Origin of the sequence: Leeuwenhoekiella sp. W20_SRS_FM14 (assembly GCF_052119605.1) — a bacterium.
Classification (GTDB): domain Bacteria; phylum Bacteroidota; class Bacteroidia; order Flavobacteriales; family Flavobacteriaceae; genus Leeuwenhoekiella.
On the sequence record NZ_JBGQOK010000002.1, the window covers coordinates 256,670 to 281,215 of the forward strand.

The 24,546-nt window shown below is 37.1% G+C and carries 16 protein-coding genes; 12 read left to right on the forward strand and 4 right to left on the reverse strand.

What is annotated here, in order from left to right; translation table 11 throughout:
• The first annotated feature begins 139 nt into the window (after positions 1-139).
• Positions 140-3,067: an FAD-binding and (Fe-S)-binding domain-containing protein gene (locus ACEN25_RS04705; protein ID WP_441801887.1), complete on the forward strand. Its 2,928-nt coding sequence runs from the start codon at positions 140-142 to the stop codon at positions 3,065-3,067.
• On the opposite strand, the gene ACEN25_RS04710 is transcribed toward ACEN25_RS04705, so the two are convergent.
• Both ACEN25_RS04710 and ACEN25_RS04715 read right to left on the reverse strand, forming a co-directional pair.
• Positions 3,059-3,835, reverse strand: a complete 777-nt coding sequence (locus ACEN25_RS04710; RefSeq protein WP_441801888.1) for an aldose epimerase family protein — start codon at positions 3,833-3,835, stop codon at positions 3,059-3,061. The genes ACEN25_RS04705 and ACEN25_RS04710 overlap by 9 nt on opposite strands.
• The gene (locus tag ACEN25_RS04715) at positions 3,836-4,309 is read right to left on the reverse strand and encodes a hypothetical protein (protein ID WP_441801889.1); all 474 of its coding nucleotides are present in this window, start codon (positions 4,307-4,309) and stop codon (positions 3,836-3,838) included.
• 134 nt (positions 4,310-4,443) lie between these two features.
• On the opposite strand from ACEN25_RS04715, the gene ACEN25_RS04720 reads away from it, so the two are divergent.
• The 4 genes from ACEN25_RS04720 to ACEN25_RS04735 all read left to right on the forward strand — a co-directional run bounded on the left by ACEN25_RS04720 (position 4,444) and on the right by ACEN25_RS04735 (position 8,176).
• Positions 4,444-4,860, forward strand: coding sequence for an OsmC family protein (locus ACEN25_RS04720; protein ID WP_028374654.1), 417 nt, complete (start codon positions 4,444-4,446; stop codon positions 4,858-4,860).
• A 108-nt stretch (positions 4,861-4,968) separates the two neighbouring features.
• Positions 4,969-6,027 (forward strand): glycosyltransferase family 4 protein, encoded by a 1,059-nt coding sequence (locus ACEN25_RS04725; protein WP_441801890.1) that lies wholly within the window; start codon positions 4,969-4,971, stop codon positions 6,025-6,027.
• A gap of 2 nt (positions 6,028-6,029) precedes the next feature.
• Entirely contained in the window at positions 6,030-7,175 is a 1,146-nt protein-coding gene (locus ACEN25_RS04730; RefSeq protein WP_441801891.1) for an aminotransferase class V-fold PLP-dependent enzyme, read from the forward strand.
• A gap of 2 nt (positions 7,176-7,177) precedes the next feature.
• Positions 7,178-8,176 carry a polysaccharide biosynthesis protein gene (locus ACEN25_RS04735; RefSeq protein WP_441801892.1) on the forward strand — a complete coding sequence of 333 codons (999 nt, stop codon included), beginning with the start codon at positions 7,178-7,180 and terminating at the stop codon, positions 8,174-8,176.
• Here ACEN25_RS04735 and ACEN25_RS04740 read toward each other — a convergent pair.
• A complete protein-coding gene (locus ACEN25_RS04740; protein ID WP_441801893.1) occupies positions 8,173-8,913 on the reverse strand; it encodes a tyrosine-protein phosphatase in 741 nt (246 codons plus the stop codon). The two genes, ACEN25_RS04735 and ACEN25_RS04740, sit on opposite strands and share 4 nt — an antisense overlap.
• A gap of 156 nt (positions 8,914-9,069) precedes the next feature.
• Here ACEN25_RS04740 and ACEN25_RS04745 point away from each other — a divergent pair, with 156 nt between their 5' ends.
• The 7 genes from ACEN25_RS04745 to ACEN25_RS04775 all read left to right on the forward strand — a co-directional run bounded on the left by ACEN25_RS04745 (position 9,070) and on the right by ACEN25_RS04775 (position 23,602).
• Positions 9,070-11,883 (forward strand): triple tyrosine motif-containing protein, encoded by a 2,814-nt coding sequence (locus ACEN25_RS04745; RefSeq protein ID WP_441801894.1) that lies wholly within the window; start codon positions 9,070-9,072, stop codon positions 11,881-11,883.
• Positions 11,884-12,133: 250 nt separating this feature from the next.
• Positions 12,134-15,169 carry a SusC/RagA family TonB-linked outer membrane protein gene (locus ACEN25_RS04750; protein ID WP_441801895.1) on the forward strand — a complete coding sequence of 1,012 codons (3,036 nt, stop codon included), beginning with the start codon at positions 12,134-12,136 and terminating at the stop codon, positions 15,167-15,169.
• Positions 15,170-15,179: 10 nt separating this feature from the next.
• Positions 15,180-16,658: a RagB/SusD family nutrient uptake outer membrane protein gene (locus ACEN25_RS04755; RefSeq protein ID WP_441801896.1), complete on the forward strand. Its 1,479-nt coding sequence runs from the start codon at positions 15,180-15,182 to the stop codon at positions 16,656-16,658.
• Between the two features lie 14 nt (positions 16,659-16,672).
• A complete protein-coding gene (locus ACEN25_RS04760; RefSeq protein ID WP_441801897.1) occupies positions 16,673-18,793 on the forward strand; it encodes a hypothetical protein in 2,121 nt (706 codons plus the stop codon).
• A gap of 20 nt (positions 18,794-18,813) precedes the next feature.
• Positions 18,814-20,463 carry a family 16 glycosylhydrolase gene (locus ACEN25_RS04765; RefSeq protein WP_441801898.1) on the forward strand — a complete coding sequence of 550 codons (1,650 nt, stop codon included), beginning with the start codon at positions 18,814-18,816 and terminating at the stop codon, positions 20,461-20,463.
• Between the two features lie 10 nt (positions 20,464-20,473).
• Positions 20,474-22,756 (forward strand): beta-glucosidase BglX, encoded by a 2,283-nt coding sequence (gene bglX / locus ACEN25_RS04770; RefSeq protein WP_441801899.1) that lies wholly within the window; start codon positions 20,474-20,476, stop codon positions 22,754-22,756.
• 72 nt (positions 22,757-22,828) lie between these two features.
• The gene (locus ACEN25_RS04775; RefSeq protein WP_441801900.1) at positions 22,829-23,602 is read left to right on the forward strand and encodes a glycoside hydrolase family 16 protein; all 774 of its coding nucleotides are present in this window, start codon (positions 22,829-22,831) and stop codon (positions 23,600-23,602) included.
• Between the two features lie 74 nt (positions 23,603-23,676).
• Here ACEN25_RS04775 and ACEN25_RS04780 read toward each other — a convergent pair whose 3' ends face one another.
• The gene (locus tag ACEN25_RS04780) at positions 23,677-24,471 is read right to left on the reverse strand and encodes a phosphatase PAP2 family protein (protein WP_441801901.1); all 795 of its coding nucleotides are present in this window, start codon (positions 24,469-24,471) and stop codon (positions 23,677-23,679) included.
• Between the last annotated feature and the right edge of the window lie 75 nt (positions 24,472-24,546).

Sequence of the window (24,546 nt, forward strand, 5' to 3'; positions counted from 1 at the left end):
TTGTATTTGAATTTGTTGTTTGTACGGCAAATGTAAGTTCACAACTCCTTATGTTTAACGAGGCTCCCGCCAATTTTTTGTTAAGCTTATCTTAGAAAATGTTAACACTCTAAAATGAATATAATTGTAACTTTAGCCTATGATTACAGACTTTACAGAAGCATTTGATGCACTTGCGAAAAATTTGGATGGAGAATTATATCTCGATGAACTACATAAAAAACTGTACGCTACAGATGCATCAGTTTACCGTAAGTTACCCTTGGCTGTGGCGCTACCAAAGTCTGAAGCAGATCTAAAAAAAATTATAGTATTTGCAAAAGAACATCAAGTAGGAGTAATACCTCGTACTGCCGGGACTTCTCTTGCGGGGCAGTGTGTGGGCGATGGTATTGTTGTCGATGTATCAAAGCACTTTACTAAAATCGTATCCTTTGACGCAACTCAAAGAGCGGTTACGGTACAACCGGGAGTGATTCGGGATGAATTAAACAGTTTTTTAGAACCCCATGGTTTATTTTTTGCACCCAATACCTCTACTTCTAACCGCTGTATGATAGGCGGAATGGTGGGTAATAATTCTTCTGGGACTACTTCAATACAATATGGAGTAACCCGTGATAAAGTAATTAATCTAAAAACTATTTTAAGTGATGGTAGCACTGTTAATTTTAAAGAAATTACTGCTGAAGAGTTTGAACAAAAGCGAAATTTAAAATCTTTAGAAGGAGCTATTTATTCAACAATTTACAATGAATTAAGTACTCCTGAAGCGCAACAGGAGATACAGGCTAATTTTCCGAAGCCTGAAATACATCGCAGAAACACAGGTTATGCACTAGATGCTTTGCTTGACAATAATGTCTTTAATGCAGAAAGCAACACATTATTTAATATGTGTAAACTGCTTACCGGTAGTGAGGGTACACTTGCATTTACTACTGAAATAACTTTAAAACTCGATGATTTACCTCCTGCGGAAGCAGTTATGGTTGCAGCACATTTTGAGAGTATAAATACCTGTCTTGAAGCCGTTGTACCTGTTATGAAACACAATTTGTATGTGTGTGAAATGATGGATAAAGTAATACTTGACTGTACGTTAAATAACAGAGAACAACAAAAGAACAGGTTTTTTATAGAACAAGATCCTGCAGCTATTTTAATGCTAGAAGTCCGCGCAGTAACGCTAGATGAAGCACGTATAAAAGCACTACAGCTTATTGAAACTTTAAAAGAGTCTGGTCTTAGTTATGCCTATCCTACATTAGAAGGTAACCAGATAAATCAAGCGCTAGAGTTGCGTAAAGCAGGTTTGGGCTTACTGGGTAATATTGTGGGAGATCGCAAAGCAGTAGCGTGTATAGAAGATACCGCTGTCGCCTTAGAAGATCTAGCATCCTATATTAAAGAATTTACAGCCCTAATGGCACATTTTAAACAGGATGCGGTCTACTATGCACACGCAGGTGCGGGTGAAATACATTTACGACCTATTCTAAATCTTAAAAATAGTGACGATGTAACTCTTTTTAGAACCATAACTACAGCGGTCGCAGATCTTGTTAAAAAGTATAAGGGTTCTATGAGCGGTGAGCACGGTGATGGTCTCGTACGTGGAGAATTTGTGGAGTTTATGATTGGCAAAACAAATTACGCAGTTTTAAAACGCATTAAACACACATTTGATCCTGATAATATATTTAATCCCGGTAAAGTAATTAACGCTAAACCTATGGATGAGCAATTGCGGTACACACCAGACCGTAAAGAGCCTGAGATAGATACCCTGCTTAATTTTGAGGATTCTCAAGGCATCTTACGTGCAGCAGAACAATGTAATGGTAGTGGTGATTGCCGCAAGTTACCAGAGGCAGGCGGTACCATGTGTCCCAGTTACAGAGCTACTCGTGATGAAAAAGATTCTACACGAGGTAGAGCAAATACGCTGCGCGAATTTTTAACTCATTCTGAACGTAAAAACAGTTTTAATCACAAAGAACTTAAAGAAGTTTTTGATTTGTGTTTGAGCTGTAAGGCCTGTGCAAGCGAGTGCCCCAGTAATGTAGATGTGGCTACTTTAAAAGCAGAATTTGAATACCAGTATAAGAAAGAAAATGGAAGTTCGCTACGTACGCGCGCATTTGCATTTAACGCGTATCTCAATAAATTTGCTTCGGTTTTACCGGGTATTACAAACGGACTCTACAAGGCAAAATTATCTGGGAGTTTTATTCGTAAAACGCTTGAGGTTGCCCCAGAACGTAGCCTTCCGCCACTGTCTAAAAAAACATTACGCGCGCGTTTTAAGAAATTAAGAGCTTTCAATCCTAAAAACCCTATAAAAACAGTTTATCTGTTTGTAGATGAGTTTACAAATTATCTTGATGCCCAGATAGGGGAAGACGCTGTGGTATTGTTGCAACGTTTAAATTATGAAGTGCGTGTGATTACGCATTCAGAAAGCGGGCGTTCTCTAATTTCTAAAGGATTTTTAAAACAAGCACGAAAAATTGCTCAAAAAAATATCAAAACATTTAAAGATCTTGTAGATGCAGAACATCCTTTAATAGGTATAGAGCCTTCTGCTATTTTAGGGTTTCGGGATGAATATTTACGATTGTCTAAGAATGTGGAAGAAGCTAAAATGCTGGCTAAAAACACATTTATAATTGATGAATTTTTAAATGCTGAAATTAAACTGGGTAATATAAAGTCTACCTCTTTTACTTCGGAAGCTAAGAAACTGAAAATTCACGGGCATTGCCATCAAAAAGCTTTAAGTGGGATAGAACATACCTTTAATTTACTCAATTTGCCTGCAAATTTTAAACCTACCATCATACCTTCGGGCTGTTGTGGTATGGCAGGTTCTTTTGGTTATGAAAAAGAGCATTATGCACTAAGTATGCAAATAGGAGAGCAAACTTTATTTCCTGCTGTACGTAAAGCGGCACAGGATACCTTAATCGCTGCCCCGGGAACCAGCTGCAGGCATCAAATAAAAGACGGGACACAACGCGAGGCATTGCATCCCGTAACGATTTTAAAAGAAGCGTTAGTTTAAAATTAGTTTTACACTAAATTTAGCGTCAGATGCTCCTAGCGTCATAAAACCTTCGTGCAGGTTTTTTTGATCAACAGCGTAGGGGTAAAAACTTATAGGTTCTATACAAACCATATTGGTTACTTCGGTCCACAACATAAAATTGCCAAAACCATTAGATTTTAGAGTTATAGATTTTTTATCTTTTAAAGTAATTTCTGTACAGTCTGCTACTTGATAGGCACGGCTACCTACAGCTAAAACTTCTTCTAAAGTAATTTTTTCGGTAGTAGTCTCAATTACCGGTTTTTCGGTTTGCAAATTAAATGCGGGATGATAACCCAGCATAAACGGCATTCCTTTATCTCCGCTAATATTAAAAACAACTTCTAGAGCATTCTCGCTTAAGGTAAATTGCTTTTTAAAATTGAAATCATACGGCCAGGAAAGCCATTCTTCAGTAGACTTATCCGGAAATTTTGAGTTCCTAACTTTTGTATTTGCCGTATATTTTTTTTCAAATACAGCTGTGGTTTCCGTGGCTTCTATACAAGTATAGGTAAGTTCACGTAACAGGCCGTGTTGATCTTGAATAGCGGCTCCTTTAGGTGTTTCTACTCTAAAATTTGCCTGATCTGTAGGACCTATTACTGGAAACATTTCGGTATCTGCACTGCGCCATCCGGGAGTTCCTTTTTGATGTATATATTGATAGTCGTCTTGCAGAAAACTAACAAGTTCGCCTTTATCAATAGTTACGTTGAGGTTTTTTAAATGTAGTTGAGTCATTTAGTTTAGGTTTTCTAATGCGTTATAATAATCAAGTCGCAGATCTTCGTGAAGACCTTCAACTTTCTTGGTGATATATTCCAGTTGTCTCAGGTAGAGATTTCGCAAGGTGTTGTTATTACGAATAGACGGTTCAAACGCGTCCATCTTTTCGCAGAAATAAATAAGAAGCTGTACTTCAGTTTCTTTGTTGCCTGAATATCTGATGTATTTTTTTGTTTCCTTTAAAATTTTACGAATCGCCTTTTTAAGCCAGTAATAATTTTTAGTATTCGCTGCTTCAAACTGCGCATCGATAAATTCTTTTACTGAATCTACGTAGCCCGCCTCATAATCAGATTCAAAAAGCAGATAGGTAAGAAGTTCTTTATTTTCCTTTTTAAAACGAGAGAGCTTTAGGCATAGTTGCAGCAATTCTTCAGTATCTTTTTCTCTAAGTTCTTTTTTAAGTTGTGTTACTGTAGCTGTCTTCATAGTTGCAATTTAGCGAAAATGCTGTTAAGGCTTGTTAATACTAGCCTTTCAAACGCTAAAATAGATTTAAAAAGTTGTGGTTAGTGGGATTGATTGTTAGTTTTAGATATAATTAAAAATAAAAAAACAACGATATGAAATTCTCAAGAAACGCATCTGCAAACTGGAAAGGAAAAATTAAAGAAGGACAAGGAACGATCTCAACCGAAAGTACTGTTCTAGATGAAGCAAAATATGCTTTTGGTACCCGTTTTGAAGACGGAAAAGGAACCAACCCCGAAGAGCTATTGGGCGCAGCACATGCAGGTTGCTATACAATGCAGCTTTCTGCGTTTTTAGGTGAAGAGGACTATACTGCAGATAATTTACACACTGATGCAAAGGTAACTTTTGAGGATGGAGAGATCACAAAAGTACATTTAACATTAAAAGGTAAAGTACCTGGAATTAGCGAAGAAGAATTTGTGAAAATTGCAAATAAAGCAAAAGAAAACTGCCCGGTATCAAAACTTTTTAAAGCAGAAATTACATTAGATGCGACATTAGATTAATCAAATTGCATTTATAAAAATGTAAAGTCGCCTAAGGGCGGCTTTTTTTTTGAAGTGTTACTGAAATACTGAAAGTGTATATTTGAGGACCAAAAGGGGTTCTCTTTAATGCAAATGATTCTATTTTTTCTACCGGCACTTCTAGCTTTTGCATTGACATTTGCATTAGGGAAATTGTTATGTAAACCCGTTTTTGCCCGGTATTTTATAGTTGAAACGGGTGGGAAAAAATTACACAAAACAGCTGTGCCTGCATCGGGAGGTATTGCGTTATTTTTTGGTATTTTTTGTACCGCACTCGCTTTTGAGGGAGATTATTTAATTCGCAATCATTTGTACTTAATCTTAGGAGTTTCAGCGCTCTTTGTTTTAGGACTTGTAGATGATTTGAAATCTTTAGGATGGTTGCCAAAGCTAATTTTTCAGGTATTAATCATTAGCATTGTGGTTGTTTGTGCAGATTTGCGCTTGCAATCTGTACTGTTAGAGCACAGTTTTTTTCAGATACCTTATTACGCAAGTGTAATTTTAAGTATTCTACTACTCACATTTCTTACCAATGCATTTAATTTTATAGACGGCATAGACGGTCTTGCAACCACAGTTGCTTTACTCTTTATTTTGGGTTTGTTGTATTTTCAAATTCCATTCTCAAGTGTATTTTTAATGTGTGTAGGAGCAGCACTTTTTGGATTCAGAAGAATAAATAAAGAGCCTGCAGCTATATTTATGGGAGATAGCGGTTCGTTATTTTTAGGATTTTTGTGCGCCGCGTTTTTGATAACATTTATTGAAGCAGATTTATCGGTTTCAAACATCAGACTTAATAGCTATCAGCAACGTTTACCTGTAGTTATAGCTTTGTTTTGGTATCCTATTTTTGATACATTACGTGTTTTAGTACTTCGTGTCATTAGTGGTGTCTCTATTTTTAAAAGAGATAAATTACACAGCTATTCTCTGCTGCTGCGTTTGGGGTATGGCCATAGGCAAATCGTAATTCTGGTTGTTATGTTGACCCTCGTTCAGGTAGTAGGCGTTCTATTTATAGAACCTAAAATAGGATTAGCAGTATTTTTTATCGTGCAGGTAGTATTCTGGTTAGTACTTAATTTATTTCTCGATAATTTGATAAAAAGATTTAAGAGGAGAAATCTAAATAAGTAACTATGCATAAACCCAAGAAAATAGCACTTTCCTTACCACAAATTAGTGAGCAGGATGCTGCTTCAGTAACTGAAGCATTAAGGGCAAATTGGGTAACTTCTGGCGGACCGTTTGTAGCAAAGTTTGAAACAAAATTAAAAGAGACATTAAATACAAGCCGTAGTATAATAGCGCTAAACTCTGGTACTGCTGCGCTGCATCTTGCTTTGACGTTAGCAGGTGTTAAACGTGATGATTTAGTCTTGTGTCAAACGATGAGTTACGTTGCAAGCGCTAACCCCATTCAATATTTAGGAGCGCGACCAATTTTTATAGATAGTGAGCAAGACACCTTTAACTTATCACCTAATGATCTCAAAACTGCACTAGAAGGCTGTTTAGAAAAAGGCAAATTACCGGCTGCACTTATTGTGGTGCATTCTTACGGAATACCCTGTAAAATAGAGGAAATTGCTAAAATTGCAAGACATTATAAAATACCCTTAATTGAGGATGCTGCAGAAGCATTAGGAAGCATGTATAAAAATAAGTCTTGCGCACTTTTTGGAGACTATGGCATTCTTTCCTTTAACGGGAATAAAATTATTACCACAGGAGGTGGCGGTGCATTAATTTGTAAATCTGCAGAAGATGCGCAACGTGCACGACATTTAGCAAGTCAGTCAAAAATAAGTCAGGCAGGTTTTGAGCACGACGCTGTGGGATTTAATTACATGATGCCGGGACTAAATGCAGCTTTAGGAATAAGTCAATTAAAAGCACTTAATTCACATATTGAGGCAAAGCGTAACACTCATTTTTTTTATAAGGAAGTCATTGCGCAAATACCCGGTGTTGAGTTGTTTGAAGTACCTGATGATTCGTACTATTCAAATTATTGGTTAAGTTGTATTCAGTTAAATTCTCAACTATTAAAGAATAAGTCGGCGGAAGGTTTGCGGCAGTTTCTTCAGCAACATAAAATTGAGTCTCGTTTTCTATGGAAACCGCTACATTTACAGGGTATTTATGAAAATCAGGAATATTATGGAGGAGATGTGGCAGAAAACTTATGGAAATCTGGACTTTGTCTACCTTCAGGTTCTGGTCTGACAGCATTTGATCTAAATAGAATTAAAGATGCTTTACTTGATTATTTTTTCAATTAGATATGACTAATATCTCCTTTTTAACTAACGAAACATTACTTATTACCGGAGCTGCCGGAAGTATAGGTCGTGAACTCGTTTTAGGTTTTGCTTTAAAAAAGCCTAAACGGCTGATTTTAGTTGATATTTCAGAAACCGGTTTGCATAGTTTGCTTGAAGAATTGAACTTTAAATTTCCCGAAGTTGCAGTTTCTTATTTTGTTGAAAGTGTTTGCAATGCAGATTTTTTAAATCATCTTTTTGTAAATTTTAAAATTATATCTGTTTTTCACGCTGCAGCCTATAAACACGTTTCTTTAATGCAGGAAAATACCTGTGCTGCTATTACTACAAATATTTTAGGAGCACAATTACTTATTGATTACAGTATAAAACACAAAGTTAATCAAGTAGTGGTGATTTCAACAGATAAAGCGGTGAACCCTATAAATACAATGGGGAGGACAAAAAAAGTTGTCGAAGATTATTTAAAGTTTAGGCAAAAGGATTGTGTAAATACTAAGTTGATTGCACTGCGTTTATGTAACGTATATGGGTCAGCGGGATCAGTAGTGCCGATCTTCAAAAAGCGTATAGAACAAAACTTACCTATTGAGATAAAAGATAAAAATCTTGTGCGTGATTTTATTTCATCGACACGCGTGCTTGAAATATGTGAATATTTACTCGCTAATAAAGAACTTGAGGGACTATTCATTCCGAAGAAAACTGAAAAAAAAGCCATTACGCTAATTGCAACAGAAGTACTTCATGCGTTTGCTGTTGATGCTAAAAGTTACCCCATTGTATTTACTAAACTTCCTAAAATAGAAAAGTTAGAAGAAGAGCTTTGGTCTTCAACAGAATCGAGGAACTTTATAGATAATTCACCTGTAGTAGCAATTGAAAGCAGTACAGATTTTCAATTTGATTTAAAGATGCTGCAAGACTGTCTTGCAGCTGCACAAATGTATTCAGTAGAAAATGCAGAAATTAAATTAGCTGCGCTTACTTCATTTTAGCTGCTAAAAATTGCTTTAGTATTTGAAACAATGCGATCTAACGCAAGCTCATATTTGCCCGCAAACTTCACCTTTTTCAAACCCTCAATATGTCGCATATGATGGGTGTCTGTTCCTAAAAATTCGTATTTACCCTCATTTAAAAGTTGAAGCGCCACTTTTTCAATTCCCGGGCCGTAATACCCACTAATAGACAATGCATTAAGCTGAAATTTACAAATAGCACCTAATTCAGTGTAAACATCCATAGTTTTGTGATAAAACGCATAACGCTCAGGATGTGCTAAAACCGGGATAAAACCTGCGTTGCCCAACTTAAAAAGTATTTCTCTAAGATTAATAGGTGGTTGCAGATAAGACATTTCTACAAGAACATAATTATCTTTTAAAGGAAGAATATTTTTCGAGTCAATTAGATCTGCAAAAGAAGAGTCCATCATATATTCTGAAGAAGCTCTTATTTTAAAATCATTTTGATTTTTTTCAACTAAATAAGCTTCTAGCCTATGCTTAGCATCTAAAATTGTTTGAGGATTATTAGGATAAAAATCGCTTATGGTATGGGGAGTACAGATAAGGTCTGTAATGCCTAATTCTTTAAAATGAGTTAAAAGCTGTAAAGAATCTTCCGGTGTTTTGGCTCCATCGTCAATTCCGGGTAGTATATGATTATGAATATCTGTAAATTCGCCCAGTTTAGAGGCTAAAAATTTTTTAGAATTAAATATAGAGAACATGCTTCTTTATTTTTGGCAAAAGTAAACAATAGATTGAGTTAAAGCCTACACTTAACAGAGCTTTAGAGTTAAAATATAATTACAGTTTTTAAGAGCAACTGCTAACTTAATAGATTTTAGGGTAATTGAGTATATTGCTTTAAAATCTATGCTTCATTGAGATTTCTTAATTTATATATCTGTATTGTAATTGTTCTGACTTTTAATTTTTTAAATGCTCAGGAACTTCCTCCTGTTCTTAATTTTTCGCCAGATTACTACAATGCCGAAAATCAAAATTGGGCTTTAGCTCAGGACGATTCTGGTTATGTTTATTCAGCAAATAATAGCGGTCTATTGCAGTTTGATGGTGCAAAATGGCGCTTATATCCTTCACCTAACAATACAATCATACGATCTGTAGCAACTGTAGGTAAGCGTGTTTATACAGGGAGTTATATGCAGTTTGGTTTTTGGGAAGAAGACCATACAGGAAAACTTGTTTACAATTCACTCAGCGATTCTTTAAAAATACCCATTTTAGAAGATGAGCAATTCTGGAATATAATACCACTAGACCAATGGGTAATATTTCAATCGTTAAATCGAATTTACAGCTATAATACAAAAACCAAGGCTTTCGAAGTTATAACTAATGAAGCTACTATTAGCAAATCCTTATTGCTCGACGGAAAGATTTATTTTCAAAGTACCGGAGAGGGTCTGTTTTGTATTTTAAATGGAAAGAAAACCTTAGTTTCAGATTCTTCTGTTTTTAAAGATAAGCTGCTTGTAAATCTTTTTAAAGTAGCTAATTATAGTGTAGCTGTGACTCAGCATTCGGGTTTTTATAAATTAGTAGGCGACGAGATTTCTGTCTGGAATACTTCCGCAGATCAAGAACTTTTAGATAAGACCATATATAGTAGTAAACAGCTTAAGGATAAAACGCTCATTGTAGGTACCATTTCTAATGGTGTTTATCATTTAAGTGAAAATGGGACTATTTTATATCATATTAATCAAAATGCCGGTTTAATAAATAATACGGTTTTGAGTATTAATGAAGACCGCAATGCAAATGTATGGTTAGGTCTTGATCGTGGTATTGCTTTAATAAATAGTAATTCACCGTATCGGGTGTACAAAGATAATAGTGGAGAACTTGGAGCTGTATATAGTGCAGTTGTAAACGATTTAACACTATATCTGGGCACAAATCAAGGTTTGTTTTACAGAGATTTATTCAAACCGGAAACCGCTTTTAAGCTCGTACCTAATACCAAGGGTCAGGTATGGTTTTTAAAGAAATTAGGTGACGATCTATTTTGTGGTCATCACGAAGGTACTTTTTTAGTTATTGATAATCGGGTTGAACGCATCTCTTCAATACAAGGGACCTGGCAAATACAGTGGCTTGACGAAGAAAGAAAGCTGGCCTTGCAAGGTAATTACAATGGGCTTTACGTCTTAGAAAAAAGAGGTGATGATTGGAGTGTTCGTAACAAAGTAGAAGGTTTCAATATTTCTAGCAGATATTTTGGTTTAGCAGATACCTATACATTATACGTAAGTCACGAGTACAAAGGAGTCTTTAAATTAAAACTTGATAAGAGTTATCAGCAAGTAATCAAACAAGAACTTGTTGAGAATTTAGAGAAAGGCGAGAAATCGGGTATTGTAACTTACGGTGATGCGCTTATCTATGCTTCAGATAATGGAATTTACAAATTAACCGAAGAGAATCAGAAATTTACCAGAGATTCTGTCTTAAGCCGTGGAATGCTCAAAAATGGTAACTATACCAGCGGGAAACTTACGTATGATGAGGCGAACAAAAGACTTTGGGGTTTTAATACAGAGGATATTTTTTATTTTGAACCCGGTAGTTTTGCTTTAGCACCTAAAGTGACACATATTTCTTTTTCTGCGGAAAAAAGACGTGATGTAGCAGGTTTTGAGAACATAACTTTTCTGGAAAACAACAAATACCTTTTAGGGAATTCATCGGGATATACCATTTTAGATTTAGATAAAGATCTAGAATATGAATATGAAATACATCTGCGATCTGTGCAGAATGGAAGTGTTGATCAGAATTTAAAGAATATTTCTTTAAATGATAATTCAACATTTAAATCAAAGAATAATAATTTTCTGTTTAATTATAGTGTAACTAATTATGATACTTTTAAAACTGTAAAATTTCAATATAGACTTCTAGGTCTTTATGAAGAATGGAGCAATTGGAGCAGTGCCTCTCAGGTTTCGTTTGAAAATTTACCGTCAGGCTCTTATACATTTGAAGTGCGTGCTCGGGTAGGCGATCAGGTTACTACTGAAGCAACCTCTTTTAAGTTTAAGATAAAACGCCCCTGGTACTTATCTATAACCTTCCTCATAATCTATGTTATTCTACTGCTTATAATATTTATTACGATTCATATCTTCAATCGAAAATTTTACAAAAAGCAAAAACAACGTCTTATTGAGATTAATGAACGTAAACTCGAATTATCACGTTATGAAAATGAGCGTAGAATTATGCAACTCGAGAACGAAAAACTCATTCAGGATGTAGAAAGTAAAAATCGAGAACTTGCTGCTTCTACAATGAGTATTGTAAAGAAGAATGAATTACTTAATGCAATTAAAAAAGAATTAAAGCCATCTAATGATGATGGTGATATGAAATCTGTAATCAAAATCATAGATAAAAACTTAAACCCTAAAAAAGATTGGGAATTTTTTAGTCAGGCTTTCAATAATGCAGATAAAGACTTTTTGAAAAAGATTAAAAGTAAGCATCCAAAGCTTACTCCTAACGATTTAAAATTGTGTGCATATTTAAGGCTTAATTTATCGTCTAAAGAAATCGCACCTCTTTTAAATATTTCAGTTCGCAGTGTTGAAATTAAACGATACCGTTTGCGTAAGAAAATGGACTTAGAGCATGAAGAGGGGCTTGTAGCGTACATATTATCTATCTAGATGACTACAACAATTGTAAAAATCACCTATACATTACCTATACGAAAACGATAGTAGTAGTGTATTTTAATGCTAAAACTGACTTCTTACAAACTTTAACACAAGGTCTTTACGTCGCTTTACGCATACGTTTTCGTTGAGATTTTCGCATTGCCCTAGATGGTTTTTTCTGTTGTATATTTTTTGTTGAGGTCTTTTTTAATAAATCTGCAAAACTCTTATATAGATTTGATTTACAAATTAAATTTATATGAAATCATTTTTATCCTTGATCTTATTTGGGTTCTTAAGCACTGCTATTTTTAGCCAGGCTACTACCCAAGTTCGTGTCTCTGGTACTGTTACTGATGCAACAGGAATGCCCTTACCCGGTGTCAATGTTTTAGTAAAAGGTACTAATAGAGGTACAAGTACAGATTTTGATGGTCTGTTTACTATTGATGTCACATCGGGAAACCTATTACAGTTTTCGTATTTAGGTTTTGTAACTAAAGAAGTATCGGTTACAAATGCAACAAACTTGTCTATTACGCTAGATGAAGATGCTAGCACACTTGACGAAGTTGTTGTAGTGGGTTATGGTACTCAAAAAAAGAAAGAAATTACCGGTGCAGTTAGTGTTGTAAGTTCTGAGACTATTGAAGATCAGAATCCCGTGCGTGTAGAGCAAGCTTTGCAAGGTAGAGTTGCAGGTGTAAATATAAGTTCTAACTCCGGTTCTCCGGGTAGCGCATCTACGATATCAATTCGTGGTATTTCTACTAATGGAGATAACAGACCTTTAATTCTTGTTGATGGTGCTGTCATCGAAGATTTGAGTGTAATTAACCCTAACGATATAGAGAGTATAAATGTATTAAAAGATGCTACTGCAGGTATCTATGGTGTGCGTGCCGCAAACGGTGTTATTTTAATTACAACTAAAGGTGGTCGTAAAAACACAGATTTACGCATTGATGTAGATTCTTATGTAGGTCTTCAGGAAACTACACGCAAACTTCCGGTTTTAAACGCTACTGAATATGGAGCAATTATTAACGAAGCCTATGTCGCAGGAAATCAGGCCCCACCTTTTCCTAATCTTGCTTCTTTAGGCCAGGGAACAAATTGGCAAAATGAAGTATTTAGACAAGCTTTGTTATCTGATGTAAATGCAACGGTTTATGGAGGCGGCGAGAAATCTACATATTCAGTAGGTGCAGGGTATTTAGATCAGGATGGTATAGTAGGTGGCGGTGCTGTAAACTTTAATAGACTTACAGCAAGAGGAAGTTATAACCTTGATATTTTTGACAATTTAAAGCTTTCTACAACGGCAATTTATACCAATTCTAACCGAAAAACACTTTCTGAAAATGCATTGGGTTCGGTATTGTTCAATGCGGTAAATATGGCGCCTACGTTTACTGTACGCGATGCTAATGGAGACTTTACTATTGCAGATAATTTAGGTTTTGAAGTAATTAATCCTTTAGCACAAATAGCAAATACATTTAATACGAATGAGGTTGATAAAATTACAGGTACAGTTGGACTTTCATACAATTTCTGGGATCATTTTACAGCAGAATCACGCTATCAGTTTAATTATTCTGAAGTGCGTGGTCGTAGCTTCTTACCTGAAAATTTAGATTTCGGTTTTGGGAAAGTATTTAATAACACAGGTGTTAATCAATATTTTGTAAACGATAGTTTCTTTAGAGATTATACATTTGATAACTTTTTAACCTATAAAAATACATTTGCAGACGATCATAATCTAACAGTGTTGTTAGGTATGTCTGTCTTTAAAACCAGTGGGGAGTTTTACAATTTTACGGGGCGTGATGTTCCCGGTAACACCTTTGCTGAAGCTGGCTTAGATGGAGCAGCAGTAGTGATCGATGCACGTGATATTAATGGTCCAGCAGAATTTGACCAGCGTTTACTATCTTATTTTACCCGAGTTCAATACAATTATAAAGAACGCTATTTACTTTCGGCTGTATTGCGTCGAGACGGTTCTTCAAACTTTGGTCCTGAAAATAAATTCGGTTATTTCCCTTCTGCATCTATTGGTTGGGTGGTTAGTGACGAACCCTTTTATGGCACAAGTGATGTTTTAAACTTCTTCAAGATGAGAGCGAGTTACGGGATATTAGGTAATGACCGTATAGGGGCTTTTGGTTATATCTCTACGCTAAATGCTGAAGGTACTTATGTTTTTGACAACGAGCTTGTAAATGGTGTGGCTGCTGGCCAACTTTCTAATCCCGAAATTAAATGGGAACGCCAAAAAACATTTGATGTAGGTTTTGATTCGCGTTTGTTCAACAATAAAATTGATCTAACAGTAGATTACTTCAAACGTAGAACAGATGATTTACTTCTTATCCCACAGGTTTCTGGTATTCTGGGTGTATATGCACCTGGCGCGGGAGCACCTATTGTAAATGCAGGTAGTGTTGAAAATAGCGGTTTTGAATTTTCAATCTCTTATGATGAGAATATAAGTGATGATGCGAGTTTCAATCTGAGTTACAATTTTACGACACTTAAAAATGAAGTACTTGCTGTAGGTAACGAAAGCGGTTTTATTCCCGGAGGTAGTTTTGGATTTGGTCAGGAAGCGCCTGCACGTATGGAAGCTGGTTTCCCAATCGGCTATTTCTACGGATTACAAACCAACGGGATTTTTCAATCTCAGGCAGAAGTAGATGCACACGCAACACAAACAGATGCAACACTCGGTGATTTAAGATTTGTAGATCAGAATGGCGACGGATTGATAGATGGTAACGACCGCGTTAACATAGGCGATCCTATTCCAGATGTTACGATGGGTCTTAATCTAGGCTTTAAGTTTAAGAATTTTGATTTTACGGCATATGCTTTTGCTTCTATAGGTAATGACATTGTACGCTCATATGATCGTAATCAAAATCTTACTAATAAAACAAATTATGTACTAAATCGCTGGACGGGACCAGGATCAACAAATACATATCCTCGAGTTACAACAGGGCCCAACTCTAACTTATTGTTTTCAGATTTTTATGTTGAAGACGGCTCGTATTTAAGACTACAAAATGTACAGTTGGGATACAGTTTAGGTAATGATGTTTTGGACCAGTTAGGTATACGCAAATTACGTTTTTACCTGGCAGTAACTAATGCATTTACGCTTTCAGAATATAATGGGTATGATCCTTCTGCATCGTCTGGAGCACCTATAGGTGGTGGTATTGATCAAGGTTTCTACCCGGTACCCAGAACGTACACAGCAGGAATGAACTTCAAATTTTAATAGAAGAGCGATGAAAAAAATAAAAATACAATTAGGATTTATTGCGATGCTGGCTTCAGCTGTACTTGTGGCTTGTGGTGATGATTTTGTTGAAGTTGATCCTATTAATGAAAATTCTGAAGATTTCTTTAATACTGAGGAAGATTATCAGGATGCATTAGTAGGAGCTTATGATTTATTACAAGCGACGTACTTAAATGTAATGGTAGGTGAGATTGCTTCAGATAATACATTAGCTGGTGGCGAAAGCGCAACAGATACTCCGGGTATTCAGCAAATAGATAATATGACGCACACCCCGGTAAATCAGCAACTACGAGATATCTGGGGATGGATGTTTGCAGGGGTAAACCGCGCAAATTATATTTTGGAATTTCAAAATAAAACAGAATTTGCCGGAAAGGATCAGGTAATTGCCCAGGCACGTTTTTTAAGAGCGTACTATTATTTTGAGTTGGTAAAGTGGTTTGGCGACGTGCCTCTGGCGGTAGATCAGCGTCTGTTATTTGGAGATCAGTTTAATGTTGATAGAACTCCAAAAGAAGAAGTGTATGCGCAAATTGAGCAAGATTTAATTTTTGCTGCGGAAACGCTTCCGGCAACTCAGGCAGAACAAGGGCGTATCACTAGTGGCGCTGCTCGCGCATTGCTTGGGAAAGCTTATCTGTATCAGGATAAATTTACCGAAGCTGCAAACGCGTTAGACCAGGTGATCGCTGGTCCTTATGACTTGGTAGACGATTACTCCACCATTTTTGAGCAAGAAGGAGAAAATAGTATAGAATCTGTTTTTGAAGTTCAGTATACAGATAAAGAAGGAGCGGGTTTTGGCTGTTTGCAGTGTAGTGAAGGCAATGTGGCTGTAGGTTTTAACGGTATACGTAATTATAGCGGACCTCTATTTGACAGCGGGTTTAGTTTTAATGTCCCCGTAAAGGAAGTTTATGATGCTTTTGAACCCGGTGATTCGCGTAGAGATATTGCCATATTAAATATTGAGGAGTTTTCAGCAGCTAATGGAGCTACTTATAATGAAGGCTTTGAGCATACGGGTTTTTATAATAGAAAATATATTGCCCGTAAAGGTGATGCTAACCTGGGTGATGCAAATCTAACCAACCCTAACAACTACCGATCTATACGTTTTGCAGATGTATTGCTTATGGCTGCAGAAGCACATAACCGTAAAACCACTCCTAACGATGGTTTAGCGCAGCAATATTTAAACCGTGTGCGTAGAAGAGCATTTGGTGATACTAACCACGACATAACGGCATCAGGAGCTACTTTAACAGATTTTATTTATGCAGAAAGAAGACTTGAGCTGGTAGGAGAAGGACACCGCTTTTTTGACTTGGTACGTACTGGTAGAGCAGCTCAAAATATTGACGGTTTTACGCCAAATAAGAATGAGGTTTTCCCTATACCGGCGATAGAAATTCAACTTGCAGGAAACCGTTGGGAACAAAATCAAGGATACACTAATTAATACACTACAATACGATGAAAATTTTAAGATTAATAGTAGCATTTTTAGCGGTTATTACAGTTTTTACAGGTTGTGAAGATGATGTTATTACTAATTATGCATTTCAGGATATTTCTGCACCTACAGGCGTGACAGCAAATTTTGGTATAACGCAAGATGATACAGGTTTAGTGACCATTACACCGGTAGGTGAGGGCGCTTCTACATTTACAATTTATTATGGTGTAGAAGGTGCAGAACCAGAAACCATTAATGCGGGTGAAACAACTTCTTTTACCTATACAGAAGGTGAGTATTCAATACGTATTGTAGCGACGGGATCTACAGGATTAACTAGTGAGTTTAATCAAGTCATTAGAGTGTCATTTACAGCACCAGAAAATCTTTCTTTTAAAACCGCAGTAAGTGGTTTAACAGCTGTAGTAACTCCTGAAGCAGCTAATGCAACTATGTTTGATGTGTATTTTGGAGCTAGCGATGACGAAGAGCCGGTTACAGTAATGGCAGACGCATCTGCAGAATTTACATATGCAGAACCGGGTGAATATAGTGTACGCGTAGTGGCAAAAGGAGCAAGTGTAACTACAATTGAATTAACAAAAACTATAACAATTACAGGAGCTGTTGATCCTGTTGTGTTGCCTATTACTTTTGATAACCCAACAGTAAATTATGCGTTTGGCGTGTTTAATGGTGCTTCTTTTGAAGTGGTAACAAATCCTGATCTGTCTGGAGCAAATACTACAGAATCTAATGTGGGAGCAATTACAAATTCTGGAGCACAATTTGAAGGTGGGGCATTTACATTAGGTACTCCGGTAGACTTTAGTGGGGCTAATAAAACCATCACGATGAAATTCTGGTCTAATGTAGAGGTGCCAGTATTATTAAAGTTTGAAGGCGGAGTAGATGGCGAGCGTCAGAACGAAATCACCAAAACACACAGCGGCTCTGGATGGGAAGTTTTAACTTTTGATTTTGCAATTGAAGCTGTTAAAAGTTATATCGATGGAAATCAGGGTGTTGGCGAACCTTTTGTACCTACAGGACAGTATGCAACCATGGTAATTTTTGTTGATGGTCCCGGTACTACTGCAGGAACATTTTATATTGATGATGTTGAGCAAACTGGTGGAGCAACAGAACCTATGATGGCCGCGCCTGCTCCAGAAGCTGCAGCAGCAGATGTACTTTCAATTTTCAGCGACTCATATACAGATCCTGCTTCAGTGAACTATTTCCCAAATTGGGGACAATCAACAACTTATGAGCAAGTAGATCTAGGTGGAAATGCTGCAATTAAATATGCTAACGCAAACTATCAGGGAATTGACCTAGGAGGTGAGTATGATGCTTCAGGATACGAATTTGTACATATTGATGTATGGTCTGCAGATTATGCAAGTATTCCATTTTTTATCATTGATACTTCAGGAGAACGTCCGGTAAACTTAGATGTGACTGCCGGAGAATGGACGAGTATCGATATTCCGCTTTCAGCATTTACAGATCAGGGAATTTCGGTAAGTAATGTATTCCAATTCAAGTTTGATGTGCAACCTAATAATGGAGGTACTTTTTATATAGATAACCTGTACTTCTACAATGCGAGTGCTTCAGTACCAGATAGCCCGCAAGCAGCTGCACCGGCACCTTCCTTTAATGCGGCAAATGTGATCTCATTATTTAGTGATACGTATTCAGATGTAAATATGGCTACCTGGAGAACAGATTGGTCTGCTGCGACTTTAGAAGATGTGAGCATTGCAGGAAATGCTGTTAAAAAATATTCAGCATTAAATTTTGTAGGAGCAGAACCGGTGTCACAAATTAATGCCAGTACAATGACGCATTTTAGTACAGATGTCTGGACGGGAGATGCTACTCAAATCAGAATTAAATTGGTTGATTTTGGAGCTAATGGAACCTATCAGGGAGGTGATGACAGTGAGCACGAGATTGTATTAAATTTTGATAATGGTGATTTTATTCGCAACAGCTGGGTAACGTTAGATATTCCATTAGCAGATTTTACAGGGCTTACCTCACAATCTAACATTGCACAATTGATTTTTTCTGGAGGACCAGCCGGTGAAACAACGGTTTACATTGACAACGTATACTTTCATAACTAGGATTTAAATAGCAAGATATTATGAAAAAGATAATTCAAATCGTATCCTACTGCTTAGTACTATTTACTGTATTAAGCTGCCAGGATGATGAATCCACATTAGAGCAGGTTCTGGTTCCTCAAAACCTGGAGGTAACCACAGATATAACCACAGACGGCTCGGGCAATGTAACCTTCACCGCTACAGCAGATAATGCTGTAACGTATAGATTCTCTTTTCCTGACGGCTCTACGGTAGTTGCTCCCGCTGGAGTTTACACCAAGCGTTTTACAAAAACCGGTTTAAATAGCTATCAGGTTACTGTTTTGGCTTACGGTCAGGCAGGTGTGAGTAGTTCTAAACTCGTAGAAGTTTCGGTAGAAAGTGATTTCTCAGATCCCGATGCTATTGAGTTATTAACCGGCGGGGGATCCAAAACCTGGTATTGGGCTGCAGATGTTCCCAATCATCTGGGTGTAGGTCCTAATAATAATGATCCTAATCAGAATTATTTCTGGGCATTCTTTTCATTTACAGAACCTTTTGCATTGGCAGATATTCCGTCAGCATCCTGTGCATACGATGATGAGTTTATCTTTAGTACATCTAATGGTGAAAATTTAACCTACGTGTACGATAATAAAGGTGCATCTTTCTTTAACAGAACATACGCCAGTGTTGTAGGTGGGCAATCTCCAGATGACAGTTGTTACGAATTTGATACTACCGGAGAAAATGCTGTTACATTGGCCCCATCTGAGTCTGTAGTTGCTGCAGAGCGTAAACGCGGTACTGTAATGACACTTGGGGATAATGGTTTTGTAGGTTACTATATAGGTACTAATGAATATGAGATTATGTCTCTTACCGAAAACAGAATGGTTTTAAGAGCAGTACAGGGTAATGATCAGGGTTTGGCCTGGTATGTTATCTTAACCTCTCAAAAACCCGTACGTGGAGCCACTGGTCCTGTTGCAGAAACAGATACATTTCCTAATCTATTGTGGTCAGACGAATTTGATGTTGATGGAGCTCCTAATCCTTTAAACTGGACTTATGACATAGGTAATGGTCAGGTAGGATGGGGAAATAATGAACTTCAATATTATACAGATCGCGCAGATAATGTTAGTGTTGCTGATGGAGTTTTAAATATTACAGCTAAACGCGAAAACTTTATGGGACAGGAGTTTACTTCTGCTCGTTTAAAATCTGAAGGTTTACAAGAATTTACATTTGGTCGTGTTGAGGTTCGCGCAAAGCTACCTGAAGGAGTAGGTACATGGCCGGCAATCTGGATGTTGGGAGCAGATTATCAAACCAATCCCTGGCCGGGAACTGGTGAGATTGATATAATGGAGCATGTAGGGCGCAACCAAAATGAAGTATTGTCTACCTTGCATTTTCCGGGAAATTCTGGAGCTAATGGAATATCTCAAAGTACTACTGTAAACGATGTTGCGGGTACCTTTCACGTATATGCAGCAGAATGGACCGAAACCCAAATTCGTTTTTATGTAGATGATGAGTTATATCATTTATTTGAAAATGATAGTCAAAAACCGTTTGACAAAGATTTCTTTATGATCTTAAATGTCGCGATGGGTGGAAATCTGGGCGGAGACGTAGATCCTGCCTTTACTCAGTCAAGTATGCAGGTTGATTATGTACGCGTCTATCAACGTGATTAGAGCCTTATAAATGAAAAATCAACTCATTCTAACCCTGTATATTTTAATGCTTGCGCCTATGCTAAATGCAGTGGCGCAAGTACAGGGGATAAATAATTTAGATCCTGTTACTGAGCAAAAAATAGATTCTATAATTAGCTTAATGACGGTTAAGGAAAAAGTGGGTCAAATGACCCAGTACAACGGAAGCTTTGATGTTACAGGAATTCCTTCAGATATTGATTCTAAAACTAAACTTGAGAGATTAAAGAATGGGGAAGTAGGATCTATGCTTAATGTACTTACTGCAAAAGCTACACGAGAGGCACAGGAAGTAGTCATGCAAAATTCTCGTTTAAAAATCCCTTTGATTTTTGGTTACGATGTGATTCACGGGTATAAAACTATGTTTCCGGTCCCTCTAGGGGAGAGTGCAAGCTGGGATTTAGAAGCTTTAAAATTAAGTGCGCAAATTGCTGCTGAAGAAACAGCTGCTGCAGGTGTACACTGGACGTTTGCTCCTATGATAGATGTTTCTCGCGATGCACGCTGGGGCCGTATTATGGAAGGTGCCGGGGAAGATCCGTATTTAAATAGTGTCATAGGCGTTGCGCGTATTAATGGTTTTCAAGGTGAAGATTTAAATGCTGTAAATACAATTGCTGCGTGTGCAAAACACTTTGCAGGATATGGATTTGCCGAAGCGGGTAGAGATTATAATACAGTTAATGTTGGAGAATCTGAACTGCAAAATGCGATTTTATTACCTTTTAAGGCAGCCTCTGAAGCAGGTGTAGCTACATTTATGAATAGTTTTAATGAGATAGATGGTATACCGGCCACAGCTTCTACACATTTGCAGCGAGACATATTAAAAGGAGACTGGGATTATAAAGGATTTATGGTTTCAGACTGGGGATCTATCGCAGAATTAATACCGCATGGGTTTGCGAAAGACAAATTGCAGGCAGGGAAACTTGCTGTTGTGGCTGGTAGCGATATGGATATGGAAGGCCGTGTTTATGAGATGGCTTTAGAACCTTTAGTTGCAGATAATCAAATTGATGAAGAGTTGCTTAATGATGCAGTGCGTCGTATTCTACGCGTAAAGTTTGCGCTGGGTCTTTTTGAAAATCCGTATAAGTACAGTGATGAAAAGCGTGAGAAAGAGATTTTGCTTTCAAAAGAAAATCTAGAAGCTTCTCGGGATATCGCTCGTAAATCTATTGTGCTTTTGAAGAATGAAAAGGGAATACTTCCACTTAAAAAATCGTTGAAAAGTATAGCTGTAATTGGTCCGCTAGCAGATGATAAAGATACTCCTTTAGGAAATTGGCGTGCCCAGGCAGTTAAAAATTCTGCTGTTTCTGTTTTAGAAGGAATTAAAAATGCTGTGGGTAATAAGGTCAAAATTAATTACGCTAAAGGTGCTTCTTTAGGTATGGGAGAACGTAGTTTCCTAATGCCATTAACTATAAATGAAACAGATACATCTGGTTTTGCTGAAGCTGTAGAAGCTGCTAAAAAATCTGAAGTGGTTGTTCTTGTAGTAGGTGAAGATGCATTTCAATCTGGAGAAGGGCGCAGCCAGACCGCCATAAAGTTGAGAGGTGTACAACAAGAATTAATAGACGTGGTTGCTGAGGTTAACAGCAATATAGTTTTGGTCCTAATGAATGGTCGTCCTTTAGATATAAGTAGACCTAATGAGCAGGTTCCTGCAATTTTAGAAACCTGGTTTTTAGGTTCAGAAGCCGGAAATGCAATCGCAGATGTACTTTTTGGAGCATATAATCCATCTGGTAAATTACCTGTTTCATTTCCTAGAAATGTAGGGCAGGAGCCGTTGTATTATAATCAAAAGAATACAGGAAGACCATCAAGTGATATGGTAACCTACTCCGGGTATCAGGATTCTTCAAGAGAAGCTTTGTTTCCTTTTGGTTTTGGTTTAAGCTATTCTACATTTGAGTATGGTAATGTGAGCCTTGATGCTAACACCTTTTCTGGTGAGGGTTTGCTTAATGTTTCGGTAGCTATAACAAATACCGGAACTGTAGCCGGTAAAGAAACGGTACAATTATACATTAGAGATCTTGTTGCCAGTCGTACCAGACCTGTAAAAGAATTACGCGATTTTAAGCAGATTCAATTTGAAGCAGGAGAAACAAAAACAGTGACTTTTAAGATTGACTCAAAAACCTTAGAATTTTATTCCGCGAATGCGAAATGGGAAGCAGAACCTGGAGAATTTGAGATTATGATAGGTACAAATTCTGTTGATTTACAAACGGTAAAGTTTACCTATGAGTAATTGTATTAAACATAATGACTAAATCTAAACACCTACGTTTCCCTAGACGCAGGTGTTTTTTACATATAAACAATGATAAAACATACGCTAAGTGCCGCTGTACTTATTCTTTTACTAGTAAGTTGTAAAGTTCAAAAACAGACACAATTAATCTGGTCAGACGAGTTTAACGGTGACCGACTAGATACATCGGCCTGGAATTTTGAATTGGGTGATGGTTGTCCTAATCTGTGTGGTTGGGGAAATAGCGAACGCCAGATATATACCCAGGATAATCATAGATTAGAAGATGGTAAATTGATTATTACAGCCCGTAAAGATGGAGACGTCTATACATCTACGCGTATTACAACAAAAGGGAAGCACGAGTTTAAATATGGCCGTATGGAAGCCCGTGCAAAATTAGCTCCTGGTGAAGGTTTATGGCCGGCATTCTGGATGCTAGGATCAAATATTGATCAGGCAGGATGGCCCTCGAGTGGTGAAATAGATATTTTAGAATATGTAGGCAAAGAGCAGGATATGGTGTATACAACACTTCATGTACCAGCAGGTCACGGTGATTCAGCATTTAGTAAAAAAACAAAGATTGAAAATATAGAAGAAGGATATCATACATATGCGGCAGAGTGGTCTCCACAGCAGATAGAATTTTTTGTAGATGACAAATCTGTGTTTATTTACAACCCGGAAGATAAAACTAAAGAGGTTTGGCCTTTTGATCAGCCGTTTTATTTTATAATTAATCTCGCCATAGGCGGAAACTTTGGCGGTCCTAAAGTTGATGATTCTGTTTTTCCGCAAGAAATTATTATAGATTATGTGCGGGTTTACAAAATGAATTAAACTGTGTTTAAGATTTAAAAAAAGGCTCCAATCTAAAGTTAGATTGGAGCCTTTTTTTTGATTTAAGTTTCTAATTAAAATGAATAACTGAGATAAACTCCCTGAAAACGCGAATCTAAAACCGGTGTGAATGAGAGGTTTTCATATTTTTTCTTATGTAATTCTGGGATTAGGATACCTGAAGCCGCACCCATAGCGTAGCCTAATAATACATCGCTTAAAAAGTGATTACCGGCCTCTACGCGCAATACACCTACAGTTGCCGGTATAATTGCAGCTCCCGTCCAGACCAGCCATTTGTTTTTCATATCAGGATTGAAGTCGGTTAATACTTTAGCCGCAAAAAAAGTTGCTGTAGCAGAAGCAGCTACGTGACCCGAGTAGAAACTTCTGGTATTGGTTGATTTCATACGTTGATCAAGGTCTAAATCTTCATTGTAAGCACGTGGCCGAATACGGTCTGTTAAGCCTGCAGATAGTGTAAATAAGGCTGCTGTTGTAGATAAAGACTCCAGATACATTACACTTAACTGACCTATATGGTTATTTTGATCGCCCGTAAAGAGTACTGCAAATGGTACAGCAAAAGAAGTATAGAAGGGAATATCACTTATTTTGTTTAAATCATCATCATAATTTCCGGCAGACCATCTATCGAATGAAGGAACATTATTTTTATCAAGATTTAAAATAGTCTCTTCAGAGATATCGTCTTTATTCTGAATTATTAAAAACCCTCCCGCGGTACCTGCCAGACCTGCACCCAGCCAGGTAGCATCTTTTGCCCAGCTTATTTCGTAAGGAGACGGTTTGTTTTGAGAGTGAAGTGTTATCGAGAATAAAAGCAAAATTAAAAATTTACTGCGCATAGATAGGTTATTTGGTTGTTGGGCTAAATTCTGTAATTTATAATTATACTGTATGCGATTTAACGATATTATAGC

Coding starts and splice junctions, on each gene's coding strand:
- ACEN25_RS04720 (WP_028374654.1), top strand. CDS start 4,444: ATGAAATTCTCAAGAAACGCATCTGCAAACTGGAAAGGAAAAATTAAA.
- ACEN25_RS04730 (WP_441801891.1), top strand. CDS start 6,030: ATGCATAAACCCAAGAAAATAGCACTTTCCTTACCACAAATTAGTGAG.
- ACEN25_RS04755 (WP_441801896.1), top strand. CDS start 15,180: ATGAAAAAAATAAAAATACAATTAGGATTTATTGCGATGCTGGCTTCA.
- ACEN25_RS04775 (WP_441801900.1), top strand. CDS start 22,829: ATGATAAAACATACGCTAAGTGCCGCTGTACTTATTCTTTTACTAGTA.
- ACEN25_RS04750 (WP_441801895.1), top strand. CDS start 12,134: ATGAAATCATTTTTATCCTTGATCTTATTTGGGTTCTTAAGCACTGCT.
- ACEN25_RS04765 (WP_441801898.1), top strand. CDS start 18,814: ATGAAAAAGATAATTCAAATCGTATCCTACTGCTTAGTACTATTTACT.
- bglX (WP_441801899.1), top strand. CDS start 20,474: ATGAAAAATCAACTCATTCTAACCCTGTATATTTTAATGCTTGCGCCT.
- ACEN25_RS04705 (WP_441801887.1), top strand. CDS start 140: ATGATTACAGACTTTACAGAAGCATTTGATGCACTTGCGAAAAATTTG.
- ACEN25_RS04780 (WP_441801901.1), bottom strand. CDS start 24,471: ATGCGCAGTAAATTTTTAATTTTGCTTTTATTCTCGATAACACTTCAC.
- ACEN25_RS04760 (WP_441801897.1), top strand. CDS start 16,673: ATGAAAATTTTAAGATTAATAGTAGCATTTTTAGCGGTTATTACAGTT.
- ACEN25_RS04715 (WP_441801889.1), bottom strand. CDS start 4,309: ATGAAGACAGCTACAGTAACACAACTTAAAAAAGAACTTAGAGAAAAA.
- ACEN25_RS04735 (WP_441801892.1), top strand. CDS start 7,178: ATGACTAATATCTCCTTTTTAACTAACGAAACATTACTTATTACCGGA.
- ACEN25_RS04740 (WP_441801893.1), bottom strand. CDS start 8,913: ATGTTCTCTATATTTAATTCTAAAAAATTTTTAGCCTCTAAACTGGGC.
- ACEN25_RS04725 (WP_441801890.1), top strand. CDS start 4,969: ATGCAAATGATTCTATTTTTTCTACCGGCACTTCTAGCTTTTGCATTG.
- ACEN25_RS04710 (WP_441801888.1), bottom strand. CDS start 3,835: ATGACTCAACTACATTTAAAAAACCTCAACGTAACTATTGATAAAGGC.